This window comes from Stenotrophomonas sp. 05L414_2 (assembly GCF_056397905.1).
The window spans coordinates 1-13,979 of record NZ_JBFTOJ010000108.1 but is presented as its reverse complement, the minus strand read 5'-3'; the positions used below and the strand labels follow the sequence as shown (position 1 = coordinate 13,979).

Genomic DNA, 13,979 nt, shown 5'->3' with positions numbered 1-13,979 from the left:
GGTGAAGGTCGAGCTGCTGAAGCAGCATGCGATCGCAACGCCACGGGTGGAATCGGCAACGCAGATCATGACCCTGGGCCAGGGGGGCTCCAGCGATGATGCGCTGCGCATCGCCACCTCGGGCATGCTGCAGTGGCTGCGCCAGGCCTATGGGTTGACGCTGTCCGAGGCGACCCAGGTGCTGGGCGTGGCGGTGCAGTACCAGGTGGCCAACCTGGCCGGGCGCAGTGTGGGCGTGGCGGCAAAGCTGGATAAGGCACTGTTGCAGGGGCTGCAGTTGCAGACGACAGTGGAACCGGGCCGCGCCGCCGTGAAGCCTGCTGCCAGGTGACCACTGCGCGGGCAGCAGCCGGGGAAGAAGTATCCAGCAGGAGTCCGTGATGAGTGCCGACGCCATCCGAAACCGCCGCGCTGCCTTCAGGGCGCTTCATGCCTCCGGTTGCTTCCTGCTGCCCAATCCATGGGACGTGGGCAGTGCGGTGGCGCTGGCGCGGCTGGGTGCCCAGGCACTGGCTACCACCAGTTCCGGCCATGCCTGGGCCCACGGGCAGCCTGACGGGGCGATGGGCCGCAGCGAGATCCTCGCTCATCTGCAGGCGATGGTGGCGGCGACCGATCTACCGGTGAACGCCGACTTCGAAGATGGTTTTGGCCCCAGCCCGGAGGCGGTGCACGAGAGCGTGTCGATGGCGATCGCTACCGGTGTGGCTGGCCTGTCGATCGAAGATTCCAGCGGCGATGCGGACCATCCGCTGCGCAGCATCGAAGACAGCGTGGCCCGGCTGCAGGCCGCGCGCCGTGCCATTGATGAAAGCGGGCACGACGTGATGCTGGTGGGGCGCGCGGAGAACTTCTTCGTCGGGCGACCCGATCTGGACGATACATTGGCTCGCATCCGCGCCTATGCGCAGGCGGGTGCCGACTGTCTGTATGCGCCCGGCATCCGGACCGCAGAGCAGATCCGCGCCGTGGTGGAGGCCGCCGGTGGCAAACCGGTCAACCTGCTGATCGGTGCGCCCGGCGTGATGACGCTGCAGCAGGCCGCCAGTCTGGGCGTGCGCCGGGTCAGTGTCGGCGGTGCGCTGGCCCGCAGCGCGTGGTCGGGCTTTCTCGACGCCTCCCGGCAGATGCTTGCCAGTGGATCATTCGATGCGCTGCCGGCCACCCCGTCCGGTGCCGAGCTCAACGGGTTGTTCAAGCCGTAGGTGCGTGCAGGCTAGTGCGGCGGCGTCGGCGGGGCGGCCGTCCTGCCGAGCGCTTCTCGCACCGCGCGCTGCAGGCCCTGCACATGGAACGGTTTGGCCAGGAAGGGCGCGCGCCGATGCCGGACCGGCACCAGCTGGTCGTATACCGCTGAAGCGAAAAGATAGGGGATGCCCAGTTCGAGCAGCCGATCGGCCACAGGGAATACCACGCCATCACGAAGTTCCACGTCCAGCACGGCGCCATCGAAGTGGCCACTGTCGAGCATGCCCAATGCCTCGAAGACGCTGTTGGCGTGGGCGATTTCGTTGCCTTCGTCGGTCAGGGCCTGTTCCATCAGATCTGCCAGATCGAGCTGGTCTTCCACAAGGAGCAGGCGGGGTAGCGGTGCGGGTCGTTCGTTGTTGCTCTGCATGGTGTGTTGTCGTGCGAATGCTGCGTTGGTCCGGCAAGCATCCGCTTACCGGCATCAAGGCCGTGGCAGCCCGGTGTGGCTGTGATGTGCACAACAGCGACAGCAGCGCGCAACAGCATTCCACCGATGGTGCTGGTGCTGGCTGCAATCGTAGTTACCATTGGTAACTAGTGAACAGCAGAGCCCCATCATGCATACCCATATTGTCGTGGCACATCCTGACCCGGCCTCGCTCACCCACGCGGTCGCCGCGCGGATCGGTGAGGCCATCGCCAACGCCGATGCCGGCAATACGGTCACCTCGGTGGATCTGATGGCCGAAGGCTTCGATCCACGTTTCAACGCCCAGGACCACGCGTTCTTCCGCAGGACCACGACGCTGCCGGCCGATGTCGCCGCCGAGCACGCCCGGCTGGATGCGGCCGATGCGCTGGTGCTGGTCTACCCGCTCTACTGGTGGTCGTTCCCGGCGCTGCTGAAGGGATGGATCGACCGCGTCTTCACCCAGGGCTGGGCCTATGACGAAGGTGCCGACGGCAAGGTGGAAAAAAAGCTGCAGCGTCTGCAGGTGCATCTGGTCGGGCTGGGCGGCGCGGGCCAGCAGATGATCGACCGGCGTGGCTATGGCGCGGCGATGAAGACCCAGATCGACCAGGGCATCTTCGACTACTGCGGGGCGCCGGTGCTGTCCTCCACGCTGCTGCTGGACGCCGACAGCGGCATGGCCGAAGCGCATCTGCAGACGGCAGTGGACATCGGACGTAAGATCGGAACCCCCGCGCCCTGACGATCTCCCTTGCCTTCCAGACCTGCCGCGCCCGAGCCCCGTCGCCGCCTGACCCGTGAACAGCGCGCCCGGCAGCTGCTGGACGTGGCGTGGGCGCTGGTTGGCGAAGAGGGCACCGATGCGCTGACCCTGGCCCGCCTGGCCGAGGCGGCCGGTGTCACCAAGCCGCTGGCCTACGACCACTTCGAAACCCGCAACGGCCTGCTGGCCGCGCTGTATGCCGACTATGACCACAAGCAGACCGTGGTCTTCGACGACCGCATCGGCAGTGCGAAGGCGCGGCTGAAGGATCGCGCGCATGCCATCGCCTCGGGCTACATCGATTGTGTGCTGTCGCAGGGCAGCGAGATCCAGGACATTCTCGCCGCGTTGGCCGGGTCACCGGAACTGCGTGCGGTACGCCGTTGCTATCAGCAGGATTTCATCGACAAGTGCGCGCGGTGGCTGGGCCCGTTCGCAGTAGGCGAGGCCGTGCCGGCTACCGGGCTGTGGGCCATTCTCGGTGCCGCCGAAACCCTGTCTGAAGCGGTTGCGGCCGGTGCGGTGGAACACACGGCTGCCGAGGCCGAGCTGGAGCGCGTGATCGTCGCCATCGTCAAGCGTGGCAGCTGAATCGTGTGGGCGAAGCGGCCTAGAGTTGCTCGACGCTGACTGATGGCAGTGGCACGTCACGCGGCAGGTCCGGCAACAGCTGTCGCAGCAGCTCCGGCATTGCCTGCATGGCGGCACCATCGATGTAGCGCCACTGCGTACCACCGACCTGCCGGATGGCGACCATGAAGGTGAGGCTTTTCACTGTCTGTGCGTCGGTGGTGAATACCGTGGTCCGCGGCACGAAGCAGACTTCTTCGTCGCCGGCAGCGTAGGTGCGGGTCGGTTCGCCGACATCATCGCTGATGACCTTCAGGCCCATGTCGCCGAGTGCCTTCATCGCATCGCGCGCGGCTTTCGCATACGCCGCGTCGCCGCCAGCGAAGCGCTTCACGCTGGGATGGCTGCGCTCGATCATGGCATCGGTATCGCCACGCGCGAAGGTGGAGAGCAGAGAACGCACATCCTGCTGCAGCGCGTCGGTCTCGGCAGGGCTGAGTTCGCCGGCATGGGTGATTGCAGCGGCGAACATGCAGGACAGCGCAAGCATCCAGCACAACAGTCGTCGATCCATCGGTGGGGGTACTCCTTCGGGCGCTGGACTATAGAGCGCATTGCCCGTGGTGTCTGCCCAGCCTGCCGGTCACGCGCGTTGGGCGTCGGCCATTCCGGCGCTGGCGAAGCCTGCATCAAGCTGCGCACGTACCTGCTCATCGCGCGACGCACGGGAATCAGCACCCAGCACCACGGTGATCAGGCGCAGTGGCAGCGCGTGCCCAGCGCACCTGCGACGGGCGGTGGCTGCCAGGCAGAAGCCTGCAGCCTGTGTGTAACCGGTCTTCAAACCATCCACGCCGTCTTCGCCCAGCAGCGCATTCTGGTTGGCCTTGTGCAGGGTGCGGTGCACGAAGCTGCGCTGTGCGGTGATCGCCAGCAGATCGGGGTAGCGGCCAAGCACCTGCGCGGCCAATATCGCCATGTCGCGTGCGGTCGACAGATGCCCCGGGGTAGTGATGCCGGACACGGAAATGAAGTGCGTATCGTGCAGGCCCAGCGCTCGCGCGTGATCGTTCATGTGCTGCGCGAACGCCGCGTGCGATCCGGCCAGGTGACGGGCCAGGGCGAGCGCGGCATCGTTGCCGGAGACCACCATCAGGCCCTCCAGCAGTCTGCCGAGGACGATGCTTTCGCCGGGCACCAGGCCCATCCGTGTTTCATCGTCGGCCACCTCGTGCACGTCGCGCGGATCGATGGTGATCATGTCCGACCACGAACCGCCCGACTGCGCGAGCAGGTCGTAGGCGGTGTAGGCGGTCATCAGCTTGGTCAGCGAGGCCGGTGGTCGTCGCAGATCCGCGTGCTGCTGCTGCAGGATGTCGAGCGAGACGGCATCGATCGTGATCGATGACACGGGCGGGCGAGGGGCGTGCGATGAAGGCATGGTCGCGCAAGCGTAGCCGGAACTACGCATGCCGTGGGCATTGCCTGCACATCCTGCGAATACCCGCCACGCGATCCTGTGGAAATGGATTCCGACATCCGCATCGATGGCCGCGTGTTCGCCTACGTCTTTCCCTGTGCCTGGGAGGACTACGCGAAGATCGGCTTCTCGCGCGATCCGCTGGGCCGGATCAGTGCGCTGCATCGGCGCTGGTTCGAGTTCTTCGATCTGGAAGCAGGCGCGCTGGTCGAGGCGGAATCAGAGCGGGATGCGCGTGACCTGGAACTGCACTTGCGCCGGCCCTTCAAGCTGCATCGTGCGCCGGCACCGATGACGGTGCAGGACAAGGCCGGTGGGCACACCGAGTGGGTGCGCGGGGCCAACGCTGCATTGGCCGAGGCTGTGCAAGCGCTGGCGCAGCAGGGCTATCACACCTATCCGCTGCGGCTGTGGCTGCGGGCTGCAATGGTCCAGCGCCTGGACCGGTTGCATGACTGGGCTGCAGTGCAGGTGCCGGAAGAGGAAAGCCTGCGTTCGCCCGTCGGCGTGGCCGCACTGCGCGACGCCATCGATGCGTATCGCGCGCTCGCTATCGATCCGCAGCCGTTGTTGCCCGATCACCTGCAGCGCGGGTGGTGACACTGCCCGGGGCGGCCGGGGTGTTGCCCGGACGGGGTGCCCGGCGTGCATCGGGCGCTGCGGGAACGGGGCTGGCCAGGCGCTGGGCCAGGGCAACGTTGGTCACATGACCCTGCAGGAACAACAGACCGCTGAAGATGTTCATGATCGTGCCTCCACTTGAGTGGAATGCACGATACGGGCAGCATGGCGGTGCAAAAAGCGACATTTCCGCAAGGTCGACTTGAGAGGAATTCAAGGCTTATGTCCCGCCCACCGCTGCATGCCCTGCAGGGCTTCGTCGCTGCCGCACGCCTGGGCAACCTGTCCCGCGCCGCCGCGTCGATGAACCTGACGGTCAGTGCGCTCAGCCATCAGATGCGCCAGCTCGAGGAACGCCTGGGCCAGCCGCTGCTGATACGGCAGGCACGCGGTGTTGCCTTGACCCTGGAAGGGCAGCGCCTGCTGGATCAGATCGGCCCCCACCTGGATGCGATCAACGAAGCCTTCCAGCCCTACGCCGCGCGACCGGAGCATGTGCTCACCCTCAGCGCCGTGCCGTCGATGGCCAGCGCCTGGCTGGTGCCACGCCTGGGCAACTTCGTGGCCGCGCATCCGCAGATCGAAATCAATCTGCAGTCGAGCGAGCGACTGATCGACTTCGACCGGCAACTGCAGTTCGACGCAGCACTGCGGCTGGGCAGCGGACAATGGCCGGGGCTGGTGGTGGAACCGTTGTTCGACGAATGGCTGCTGCCCATGGCCAGCCCGGCACTGATCGAGCGCATGGGCGGCATCGGCCACCTGCCGTTGGCACAGTGGCCGCTGCTGGGAGACCCCGACGGCGCGTGGGGTGCATGGTTCGCGCTGACCGGGCAGCGCCCGCCGGCGCGGTACGTGGCGGTGCTGGATGATTCCGAAGCCCACCATCGCGCCGCACTGGACGGCGTCGGTGTTGCCCTGGGACGGGTGACGCGGGCGCGGCTGCTGCTGGATTCCGGCCAGTTGGTTGCGTTGTCGGACCGGCGCCTGAAAACCGCATGGCCGCATTGGCTGGTGTATCCGCAGCGCTCGGTGCGGCACCGTGGTTTCCTGGCCTTCCGCGAATGGTTGCACGCCCAGGCGGCCGAGCATGTGCGGCACATGCAGGCCGCAGACGCGGGGTAGCGCCACGCGGGCAGGCGCGACGCCATGGAGTGTGCGTCACCGCAACAGCGTGACTGCCTGCCCGGCACGCGCGAAGGCCTCGCCCAGCAGCGGCCCGGCCTTGATCGCCTGCACTTCCGCGAACAGCGCCTGCAACGCCGCTGCGGGTCGTGCGACGGGCGCGGCAACCGCTTGCTGGATGACGGTGAAGCGATCGGCCAGCACGCGATGGCCGGGATGTGCCTGCGCCCAGGCCAGAAGGGGCTGGCGTACGCCGGCCGCTGCATCCAGCCGCTGCTGGTCGAACAGGGTGATGGCCGCGGCCGAGGTGTCGGCACGTTCAATCGCCGCGTGCCGCAGCTCACGGCTGAGGAACAGATCGTAGGCGGCGCCGCGTCCCACCGCGATGCGCAGCCCGTTGCGATCAAGGTCTGCAACCCGGTGCGCTGGACTGTCATCGCGCACCAGATAGGTGCCTTCGATCTCCACATACGGCGCGCTGAAGGCAATGCGGTCGGCACGTGCCGGGTCCACCGCCAGGAAGGCCAGATCCCATGCATCGTCGCTCGCCGCTGCAACCACCGATGCGGCCGCGTCGTGGCAACTGAAGCGTGCCTGCACACCCAGCCGCTGTGCCAGCGCGGTGGCCAGTTCCACCGACGGCCCACGCGGTGAATTGGCGTCGCCCTGGGCCAGCACCGGGTTGCCCAGGTTGATGGCAACGCGCAGGTGGCCCAACGGGGCCAGGGCATGACGGTGATCGGCCAGGGACATGGGCGCTTCCAGTACGATGGCAGGCTGTCCAGCATGCCAGTCGGGGCCGTATCGTGCAGTGCACAGGGCTGCGATGCTGCCTTTCATCAACCTGCACGCCGAGCACGATCACCATGAATCCCATCCTGCATGTTGAAGTTCCGGTCGCCGATCTCGAACGCGCCGTGATGTTCTACGAGCACTGGCTGCAGGTACGCATCGAAGCGCCGATCGACCTGCATGACTGCCGGATGGCCTACCTGTCGTTCAACGACGACGCCGCAGGTGCCAGCATGGCGCTGGTGCACGGCACCGACTACGTGCCGTCGGAGCAGGGCCCGCGCATCTACCTGGGCGTGGACGATGTGGATCGGAGCCTGCAGCGTGCCCTGCAGGCCGGCGCGGTGCTGTGCTTTGGCCCGGCCGTGGCGGGTGGCTGGCGGGTAGCCGAGATCCGCGACAGCGAGGGCAACCGGATTGCTCTGCAGGCACCCGTCAACCCATAGCCGCAAGCACAGCAGCCGAGCATTGCGCGGCGCTACACGGATGTGGCCTGTGATCGCTGCAGCCAGTCGGCGATGGCCGGATCCAACCGCGGATCGTCGGGGAGGCGCATGCCGAAGCCCTGCTGCAGCACCTCACGCACGTCCTGCACATCCCGCAGCGGGCGCTTGGCCGGCGCCTGGCCCGGGCGGTATTCGGTGTAGTTGCCGCTGCCGATGGTGCGTCGCCAATCCGGCCCGGTCAGTGATGCACGCAGCTGGCCGGGAAAGCTCGACTGCGGATGCGTGCACACGTACCAGTTGCCTACCTCGTTGTCGATCGGCGCCGGTGGCTGCAGGTCGAAGCGGTACAGCGCCCGCCAGTCATCCCCCGCCTCGGCGGCGAGCATGAAGTCGCCATCATCCAGCGTCTGCACGCGGTAACGCTCGTGCGGTGTGTCCTGCACTGCGGTCTCGTGCAGGCGCAGCGGTACGGTCGGGGTCAGGCTGCCGAAGCCGGTATCGACCAGCCAATCCTCTTCCTGCAGACGCACCCGCAGGAGCAGATGCGTACACGCAGTCAGCTCGCCCTCGGTGGCCGACAGCAGCACGCGTGCACTCAGTGGCTGCGCATCGAAGCCCAAGGCCTGCAGCAGCGCCAGGAACGCGCCATTGAGTTCGAAGCAGTAACCGCCGCGCTGCGCGTGCAGCAGCTTGTGCTGGACGCTGTCCAGGTCGATTGCCACCGCGTCGCGCAGCAGGCTGGTCAGGGTCTCGAACGGCAGCAGGGCGTTGTGGCGCTGCTGCAGCAGGGTCAGCCCGGCCAGGGTGAGCGGGGGCGGGGCATCCAGCTGCAGGCGCTGCAGGTAGCGGGGGACGTCGATGGGCATGGCAGGCATCACGGGCGGGGGGCTCCACTGTGATACCGCAACCGGGGTTGAGGTCAAGCGCATCCCGCCGGTGTCATCCCCCGGTCGTCTGCGGCCGGTACAACAGCGACAACTGCCCGCCGCTCGTAGCAGGAATCAATCCGGGGCTAAAGTTCTGCTGCAACCAGTCGATAAAGGTGCGTCCTTCCGCCTGGAGTCTGTCATGTCGGCCGTCGTTCCCCACCTTCGGTCCCTGCGTAGCCGCGTTGCCGGCTTGCGTTCCCGTTTCCCTGGCCTGCTGCGCTGGTTGCAGCCCCATCGGCTGAGCGTCGCCGACAAGCTCAAGGCGACCCTGCTGGTCTGCAGCCTGGGCCTGGTGGCCATTGCCGCCGTCCATGCCTGGACCAGCCATGCGAGCAAGCAGGCGGCGCGCGATCAGGCCAGCTACCAGCACGGCAGTGACCGCGTCGCTTCGCTGGCAGCGCGGGTGGCCGAGGCCCGGCGCCTGCAGACCCAGTATGCGCGAAGTTTCGACGATGCCGACCGCAGCCAGTTGCTGGCCACGCAACGGATGTTGAAGCAGGATCTGCAGGCGTTGCGTGCAATGCCGATGGATGCGGGTCGGCGCAAGGTGCTGCAGGCGATGACTGAAGCCGTCGACGCATTCTCACAGGGCATCGCCGCGTTGTTCGAGCGGGTGGATGAGATGGGGCGCGGCGACGCAGGCCTGGCCGCGCAGCTGCAGCAGTCCGCCGACGCACTGCAGGCACAGGTGGACGCGCTGGAGCGCCCTGCGCTTTCCCTGCATGTGCAGCGGATGCGGCGGCAGGAAGCGCTGCTGCTGCTCGATGGCGATTCCACCCACGCCGATCGTGCCAGCGAAGAAAAGCTGCCCTTCGATCTGGCATTGGCGGGCCTGCCAGCCGAGGTGCAGGAGCAGGTGCGCATGGGCATGGAGGCCTACCAGGCCGCGCTGCTGGGCTATACCGCCGCGCGTGTCGGCCTGGACGTGGAAGCACAGTCGCTGCTCGAGACGGCGGCAGCCGTGGGCCCGGCACTGGCCGCATTCCAGCAGGCGCAAAGTGTGGCCCTGGCCCAGGCGCAGCTTCGTCAGCAGTCGGGTGCACGGATGGCCAGCGTGCTGTTTGTGGCCACTCTGCTGCTGGTGGCCGGTGTGCTGATCACCAGCCTGGTGCTGGTCGTCCGCGCGGTGCGTCGACCGATCCAGGACACCCTGCGTTTCGCTGGCGATATCGCCGATGATCGGCTCGACACCACGCTGCGCGTGCACAACGCCAACGATGAGATCGGTCAGCTTGCGCAGTGCCTGGTCGACATGCAGCAACGCCTGCGTGCGCGGATCGAAACCGAGCGCGCGGTTGCGCGCGGCAATACGCGCGTGCGGCAGGCGCTGGACAGCGCGCAGACCGGCTTGATGGTGGTCGACGCGGAAGGGCAGGTGGCCTACGCCAATCCAGCGCTGCTGCAGCTGCTGGATCTTCCCGCAGAGACGTTGCTTGGCAGCGACGCGGTCCGCCTGCACCCGGTACTGGCGGGGCTGATTGGTGTCCGTCAGCGCGAAGAGCGCGAGATCGGCCACGCCGGCACCCGCTACCAGCTGATCGCCAACGCCATCGTCGAGGACGACCACTTCCTCGGCGTGGCAGTGGAATGGCGCAGCCGCGCGCTGGAGACACTGCTGGAAACCGAAGTGGCGGCACTGGTCGACGCGGCGGCGCATGGCGAGCTGCAGGGGCGCATCGTACTGGAGGGCAAGCAGGGCTTCGTGCGCACGCTGTCGACCAGCATCAATCGCCTGCTGTCCACCTTCGAGGCCAACCTCGGCGATCTGCAGGCGCTGCTGGCCGCACTGGCACGCGGCGACCTGAGCGTGCGCCTGGAGGGCGACCTGCAGGGCGTGTTCGCCCGCATGCGTGACGATGCCAACGCCACCGTCGCGCAGCTGGGCCACATCGTCACCCGCATCCAGCAGGCCACCGTCCGCCTGGATGTGGGGGTGGGTGAAATCGTTGCCGGCCATCACGATCTTTCCCAGCGCACGGAACAGCAGGCCGCCAACCTGGAAGAAACCGCTGCATCGATGCATGAACTGACCGATACCGTCGGCCGCAACGCCGATGCGACGGAGCGCGCCGATGGACTGGTACGTGAGGCCGCCCGGGTTGCCGAGCGCGGCGGCACCGCGGTCGGCCAGGTGGTGGCCACCATGCAGGGCATCAGCAACGCATCGCGGCGCATCGGCGACATCATCCAGCTGATCGATGGCATCGCTTTCCAGACCAATATCCTTGCCCTCAACGCGGCAGTGGAGGCCGCGCGTGCAGGCGAGCAGGGCCGAAGCTTCGCGGTGGTGGCGGCCGAAGTGCGCTTGCTGGCCCAGCGCAGTGCTGATGCCGCCAAGCAGATCAAGGGGCTGATCGAGGATTCGGTGACGCGGGTCGACCAGGGCAGTACGCAGGCCGAGCAGGCGGGTACGACGATGGACGAGATCGTCAGCAGCGTGCAGCAGTTGGCCGGCCTGCTGGCCGGTATCCGCAGTGCCTCGCACGACCAGCATGCGGGCATTGCCCAGGTAAACCAGACCGTCGTACAGATGGAGGCCAGCACGCAGCGCAATGCGAGCCTGGTGGAAGAGGCCGGCGCGTCGACTGCGCAGATGCAGACCCAGGTGCGTGCGCTGGCCGAAGCGGTGGCCGCGTTCCGGCTGCAGCCCGAGCGCCGGTCACGGGCGGCGGCGTGATGGCCTGATCGCCTTCGCCAGGCATGGCCCGGCGCTACCGTTGAAACCCATGACGGGTAGCGCCGGGCCATGCCCGGCGAACGGATTCAATACACGTCGCGCCGGTAGCGCCCGTTCTCCAGCAGCAGTTCCACCCTTTCATCGCCCAGTGCCTCGCGCAGCACCTGGTCCACGCCTTCGGCCATGCCGTGCAGCGATCCACACACATGGATCACTGCACCCCGTGCCAACCACGCCTGCAGTTCATCTGTCGCAGCGCGCAATCGATGCTGTACGTAGCTGCCATCGTCCACATCACGCGAATAGGCCTGATCCAAGCGCAGCAGGTGCCCGTCAGCCTGCCACTGGATGATCTCGTCGGCGAACAGGAAATCGTGCGCGCGCTGACGCTCGCCGAACAGCAGCCAGTGACCGTGCTCGCCCCGGTGCGCGGCTTCGCGCAGCAGGCTGCGCAGGCCGGCGATGCCCGTGCCGTTGCCGATCAGCAGCATCGGCGCGCCCGGCTGCCGATGGAAGCCCGGGTTGCGATGCACGCGGGCGGCTATCGCACCGTCCAGCGGCGCATGCAGGGCCAGCCAGCCCGAGCCCAGTCCTGCGCGACCTGCTGCGTCGTGGACCAACCGCACCACCAGCTCCACTTCGCCATCGGCGGCGCATGAGGCGATGGAGTACTCACGCCCAGGCAGTGACGGCAGGCCCGACAACCACAGGCCTGCATCCTGCACCTGCAACGCACGGCCGGGTTCGGGCAGCACGCGTTCGCTGGCCAGTTCCAGCAGGGTCTTCGCAACGCCATCGATCAGCTGTGGCTGCTGGGGATCCAGGCCATGCGCGCGCAGTACCGCGCTGGCATGCATCGCGTCGTGGCGGGGCGCGATGTGCAGGATGTCGCCGGCCTGCCAATCGACATCGGCCGGCGGTGCCAGGCGGATCTTCCAGATCTGGCCGCCGACGCTGCCAGCGTTGAGCAGGGTGCGGCCGAGCAGGCGCCAGCCGTGCATCACTGTGGCGGCCGGCAACACGCTGTCGTCGGTGTCGATGCCAGTCAGTGCGGTCAGCTGCAGCTGCCACTGGCGCAGCGCCACCACCGAAGCAGCATCGACGTCGATGCGGGCGAACAAGGGTTGCGCGCCCGAGCGCGTCAACCAGTCGTCGATCTGCACGCCGAACCCGCAGAACTGCGCGTACTGGTGATCACCCAGCGCGAGCATGCCGTAACGCAGCCCGGAAAGGTCCGGACGCTGTGCCAGCAACTGGCGCGTGCTGCGCCGTGCGTTGTCCGGTGGTTCGCCATCACCGAAGGTGCTGAGCACGAACAGCGCTTGCGTGGTGGCCTGCAGCTGCGCGGCAGCCACGCGCGCAAGCGGCAGTACCTGCACCGCGTGGCCGGCCGCCTGCAGCTGTGCCGCCGCACGCCAGGCCAACTGTTCGGCCAGGCCGCTCTGGCTGGCATGCACCACCAGCCACGGCGTGCCCGCGGCATGGGGTGCTGCTGCCGGCACGGTCTGCCGCAGCGCGCGGGCGGCACGCTGGCCGCGGCGGCGGTCCAGGTACAACAGCCAGCCGGTAACGAAGAACAGGCACATGCCCAGGCTGCTGAGCATCACCACGATGCGCCCGGGCATGCCGAAGAAGCTGCCCGAGTGCAGGGCGAACATGCTGGTGGTGAGCTGGCCGCCGGCACCCTGGCGCGCGTAGGGGCGCGCGTCGAGGACCGCGCCGGTGGCCGGGTCGAGCTGCAGCAGGTCATGCGCGCGGTCGTGATGGCCGCCCCGTTGTGCGGGATCCGCCGACATCACCCGTACGTTGAGCGCTTGACCGGGCTTCTCCGGCAGGCGCAGGTCGATGAAGCCCTGGCGCACGCCGGGCAGTGCATACAGCGTGGCCTCGACCTTGTGCAGATCCAGGGGCAGATCCGTGGCGACCTTGTGCTTGGCGGGGGGCGCGACACCCAGCAGCTGGGTCAGCCCGTTGCGATACCAGTCGAACGACCACCACAACCCGGTCAGTGCGCTCATCAGGTAGATCAGCAGCACCCAGGTGCCGATCACCGAATGCAGGCTCCACAGGAAGCCCCGGCCCTTGCGCGACCATTCCACCGCCAGCCAGCTGCGCCAGTGCCACCAGCGGCGTGGCCAGCGCAGGTACAGCCCGGACAGGGTGAAGAACAACAGTGCGATCGCACAGCTGCCGGTGATCCACGAGCCGCGTTCACCGGCGACCATGTGGCGGTGCAGGTCCTCGACGAAATCGAAGAAGGCCTGTCCACGCAGCGCGCTGAAGCGTTCGCCGCTGTAGGGGTCGAAATAGACCCAGTGGTCCTTGCCGCCGGCAAAGCGTGCCACCGATGGCCGCTGGCCGCTGGCATCCACCCGCAGGCGCTGCAGCGGCCGCTCGCTGCCTGCCTGCAGCAACGGCACCAGCTCGCTCAGGGCGAGCGGCTGCTGGTTGTCGGCATGGTGCTCGGCGATCTCGGCGAAGCCGGGATTGGCGGCGCGCAGCAGTTCATCCTCGAACGACAGGACTGCACCGCTCAGGCCCATCACGGCCAGGATGGCACCCGCGCTGATGCCCAGCAGCCAGTGCAGTTGGAAGAGGACGTTCTTGAACATCGGGATCGAGGGCCGTCGAGGCTGCCGCCCGCATCCTGCGCAACAGCAAATGAGAATTAATCTCGTAATTCTCCGGGTCGCGGGCCGCTGCGGTCAAGGAGGGTTTGCCGGCAGGGCTGCGCCCTGCACCCGCCGTAGTGCCGGCCGCTGGCCGGCAACCTCAACAGCAACAGCCGAAGCTACAGCCGAATCAAAAGCGAGTTTCCTGAGGGTAGTCGGGGTGGGTCCGGTTGCGGGGGACGCCGTAAACCCATCCATGGGGGCTTGGCCGCGGCATCCATGCCGCGGACACCCCCGCAAC

The 13,979-nt window shown here is 67.5% G+C and carries 14 protein-coding genes; 8 read left to right on the top strand and 6 right to left on the bottom strand.

The window, feature by feature from the left end:
* On the top strand, positions 1 to 331 hold a 331-nt coding region (locus AC1DJN_RS14820; protein WP_478039373.1), incomplete at its 5' end, for a hypothetical protein.
* 46 nt (positions 332 to 377) lie between these two features.
* A complete protein-coding gene (locus AC1DJN_RS14815; RefSeq protein ID WP_200867508.1) occupies positions 378 to 1,205 on the top strand; it encodes an isocitrate lyase/PEP mutase family protein in 828 nt (275 codons plus the stop codon).
* Positions 1,206 to 1,216: 11 nt separating this feature from the next.
* Here AC1DJN_RS14815 and AC1DJN_RS14810 read toward each other — a convergent pair whose 3' ends face one another.
* Complete coding sequence (locus tag AC1DJN_RS14810) at positions 1,217 to 1,618, bottom strand: response regulator (protein ID WP_025878633.1); 402 nt, start codon at positions 1,616 to 1,618, stop codon at positions 1,217 to 1,219.
* 190 nt (positions 1,619 to 1,808) lie between these two features.
* On the opposite strand from AC1DJN_RS14810, the gene AC1DJN_RS14805 reads away from it, so the two are divergent.
* Together AC1DJN_RS14805 and AC1DJN_RS14800 are read left to right on the top strand one after the other, a co-directional pair.
* Positions 1,809 to 2,405, top strand: coding sequence for an NAD(P)H-dependent oxidoreductase (locus AC1DJN_RS14805; protein ID WP_025878634.1), 597 nt, complete (start codon positions 1,809 to 1,811; stop codon positions 2,403 to 2,405).
* 48 nt (positions 2,406 to 2,453) lie between these two features.
* Positions 2,454 to 3,017 carry a TetR/AcrR family transcriptional regulator gene (locus AC1DJN_RS14800; protein WP_051585022.1) on the top strand — a complete coding sequence of 188 codons (564 nt, stop codon included), beginning with the start codon at positions 2,454 to 2,456 and terminating at the stop codon, positions 3,015 to 3,017.
* Between the two features lie 19 nt (positions 3,018 to 3,036).
* On the opposite strand, the gene AC1DJN_RS14795 is transcribed toward AC1DJN_RS14800, so the two are convergent.
* Both AC1DJN_RS14795 and AC1DJN_RS14790 read right to left on the bottom strand, forming a co-directional pair.
* The gene (locus AC1DJN_RS14795) at positions 3,037 to 3,570 is read right to left on the bottom strand and encodes a hypothetical protein (RefSeq protein ID WP_032976450.1); all 534 of its coding nucleotides are present in this window, start codon (positions 3,568 to 3,570) and stop codon (positions 3,037 to 3,039) included.
* A 69-nt stretch (positions 3,571 to 3,639) separates the two neighbouring features.
* On the bottom strand, positions 3,640 to 4,437 hold the full coding sequence (locus tag AC1DJN_RS14790; protein WP_032976451.1) for a D-alanyl-D-alanine carboxypeptidase family protein: 798 nt from the start codon (positions 4,435 to 4,437) through the stop codon (positions 3,640 to 3,642).
* 84 nt (positions 4,438 to 4,521) lie between these two features.
* Between AC1DJN_RS14790 and AC1DJN_RS14785 the strand changes: the two genes are divergently transcribed.
* Together AC1DJN_RS14785 and AC1DJN_RS14780 are read left to right on the top strand one after the other, a co-directional pair.
* Positions 4,522 to 5,076, top strand: a complete 555-nt coding sequence (locus AC1DJN_RS14785) for a GIY-YIG nuclease family protein (protein WP_032976452.1) — start codon at positions 4,522 to 4,524, stop codon at positions 5,074 to 5,076.
* A gap of 243 nt (positions 5,077 to 5,319) precedes the next feature.
* On the top strand, positions 5,320 to 6,222 hold the full coding sequence (locus AC1DJN_RS14780) for a LysR substrate-binding domain-containing protein (RefSeq protein WP_032976453.1): 903 nt from the start codon (positions 5,320 to 5,322) through the stop codon (positions 6,220 to 6,222).
* A gap of 36 nt (positions 6,223 to 6,258) precedes the next feature.
* On the opposite strand, the gene AC1DJN_RS14775 is transcribed toward AC1DJN_RS14780, so the two are convergent.
* Entirely contained in the window at positions 6,259 to 6,975 is a 717-nt protein-coding gene (locus AC1DJN_RS14775) for a transporter substrate-binding domain-containing protein (RefSeq protein WP_442252200.1), read from the bottom strand.
* Positions 6,976 to 7,088: 113 nt separating this feature from the next.
* Between AC1DJN_RS14775 and AC1DJN_RS14770 the strand changes: the two genes are divergently transcribed.
* The gene (locus tag AC1DJN_RS14770) at positions 7,089 to 7,460 is read left to right on the top strand and encodes a VOC family protein (RefSeq protein ID WP_442252199.1); all 372 of its coding nucleotides are present in this window, start codon (positions 7,089 to 7,091) and stop codon (positions 7,458 to 7,460) included.
* A 32-nt stretch (positions 7,461 to 7,492) separates the two neighbouring features.
* Here the strand turns inward: AC1DJN_RS14770 and AC1DJN_RS14765 are convergent, their stop codons facing one another.
* On the bottom strand, positions 7,493 to 8,326 hold the full coding sequence (locus tag AC1DJN_RS14765; RefSeq protein ID WP_442252198.1) for an arylamine N-acetyltransferase family protein: 834 nt from the start codon (positions 8,324 to 8,326) through the stop codon (positions 7,493 to 7,495).
* 202 nt (positions 8,327 to 8,528) lie between these two features.
* Between AC1DJN_RS14765 and AC1DJN_RS14760 the strand changes: the two genes are divergently transcribed.
* The gene (locus AC1DJN_RS14760) at positions 8,529 to 11,066 is read left to right on the top strand and encodes a methyl-accepting chemotaxis protein (protein WP_478013604.1); all 2,538 of its coding nucleotides are present in this window, start codon (positions 8,529 to 8,531) and stop codon (positions 11,064 to 11,066) included.
* A gap of 86 nt (positions 11,067 to 11,152) precedes the next feature.
* Here AC1DJN_RS14760 and AC1DJN_RS14755 read toward each other — a convergent pair whose 3' ends face one another.
* Positions 11,153 to 13,678 carry a PepSY domain-containing protein gene (locus AC1DJN_RS14755; RefSeq protein ID WP_478013603.1) on the bottom strand — a complete coding sequence of 842 codons (2,526 nt, stop codon included), beginning with the start codon at positions 13,676 to 13,678 and terminating at the stop codon, positions 11,153 to 11,155.
* Positions 13,679 to 13,979: the final 301 nt, after the last annotated feature.

Bases quoted from the DNA above. Each gene is read 5' to 3' on its own strand.
- AC1DJN_RS14755 (WP_478013603.1), bottom strand. From the start codon at position 13,678: ATGTTCAAGAACGTCCTCTTCCAACTGCACTGGCTGCTGGGCATCAGC.
- AC1DJN_RS14775 (WP_442252200.1), bottom strand. From the start codon at position 6,975: ATGTCCCTGGCCGATCACCGTCATGCCCTGGCCCCGTTGGGCCACCTG.
- AC1DJN_RS14780 (WP_032976453.1), top strand. From the start codon at position 5,320: ATGTCCCGCCCACCGCTGCATGCCCTGCAGGGCTTCGTCGCTGCCGCA.
- AC1DJN_RS14795 (WP_032976450.1), bottom strand. From the start codon at position 3,570: ATGGATCGACGACTGTTGTGCTGGATGCTTGCGCTGTCCTGCATGTTC.
- AC1DJN_RS14785 (WP_032976452.1), top strand. From the start codon at position 4,522: ATGGATTCCGACATCCGCATCGATGGCCGCGTGTTCGCCTACGTCTTT.
- AC1DJN_RS14770 (WP_442252199.1), top strand. From the start codon at position 7,089: ATGAATCCCATCCTGCATGTTGAAGTTCCGGTCGCCGATCTCGAACGC.
- AC1DJN_RS14790 (WP_032976451.1), bottom strand. From the start codon at position 4,437: ATGCCTTCATCGCACGCCCCTCGCCCGCCCGTGTCATCGATCACGATC.
- AC1DJN_RS14760 (WP_478013604.1), top strand. From the start codon at position 8,529: ATGTCGGCCGTCGTTCCCCACCTTCGGTCCCTGCGTAGCCGCGTTGCC.
- AC1DJN_RS14805 (WP_025878634.1), top strand. From the start codon at position 1,809: ATGCATACCCATATTGTCGTGGCACATCCTGACCCGGCCTCGCTCACC.
- AC1DJN_RS14765 (WP_442252198.1), bottom strand. From the start codon at position 8,326: ATGCCCATCGACGTCCCCCGCTACCTGCAGCGCCTGCAGCTGGATGCC.
- AC1DJN_RS14810 (WP_025878633.1), bottom strand. From the start codon at position 1,618: ATGCAGAGCAACAACGAACGACCCGCACCGCTACCCCGCCTGCTCCTT.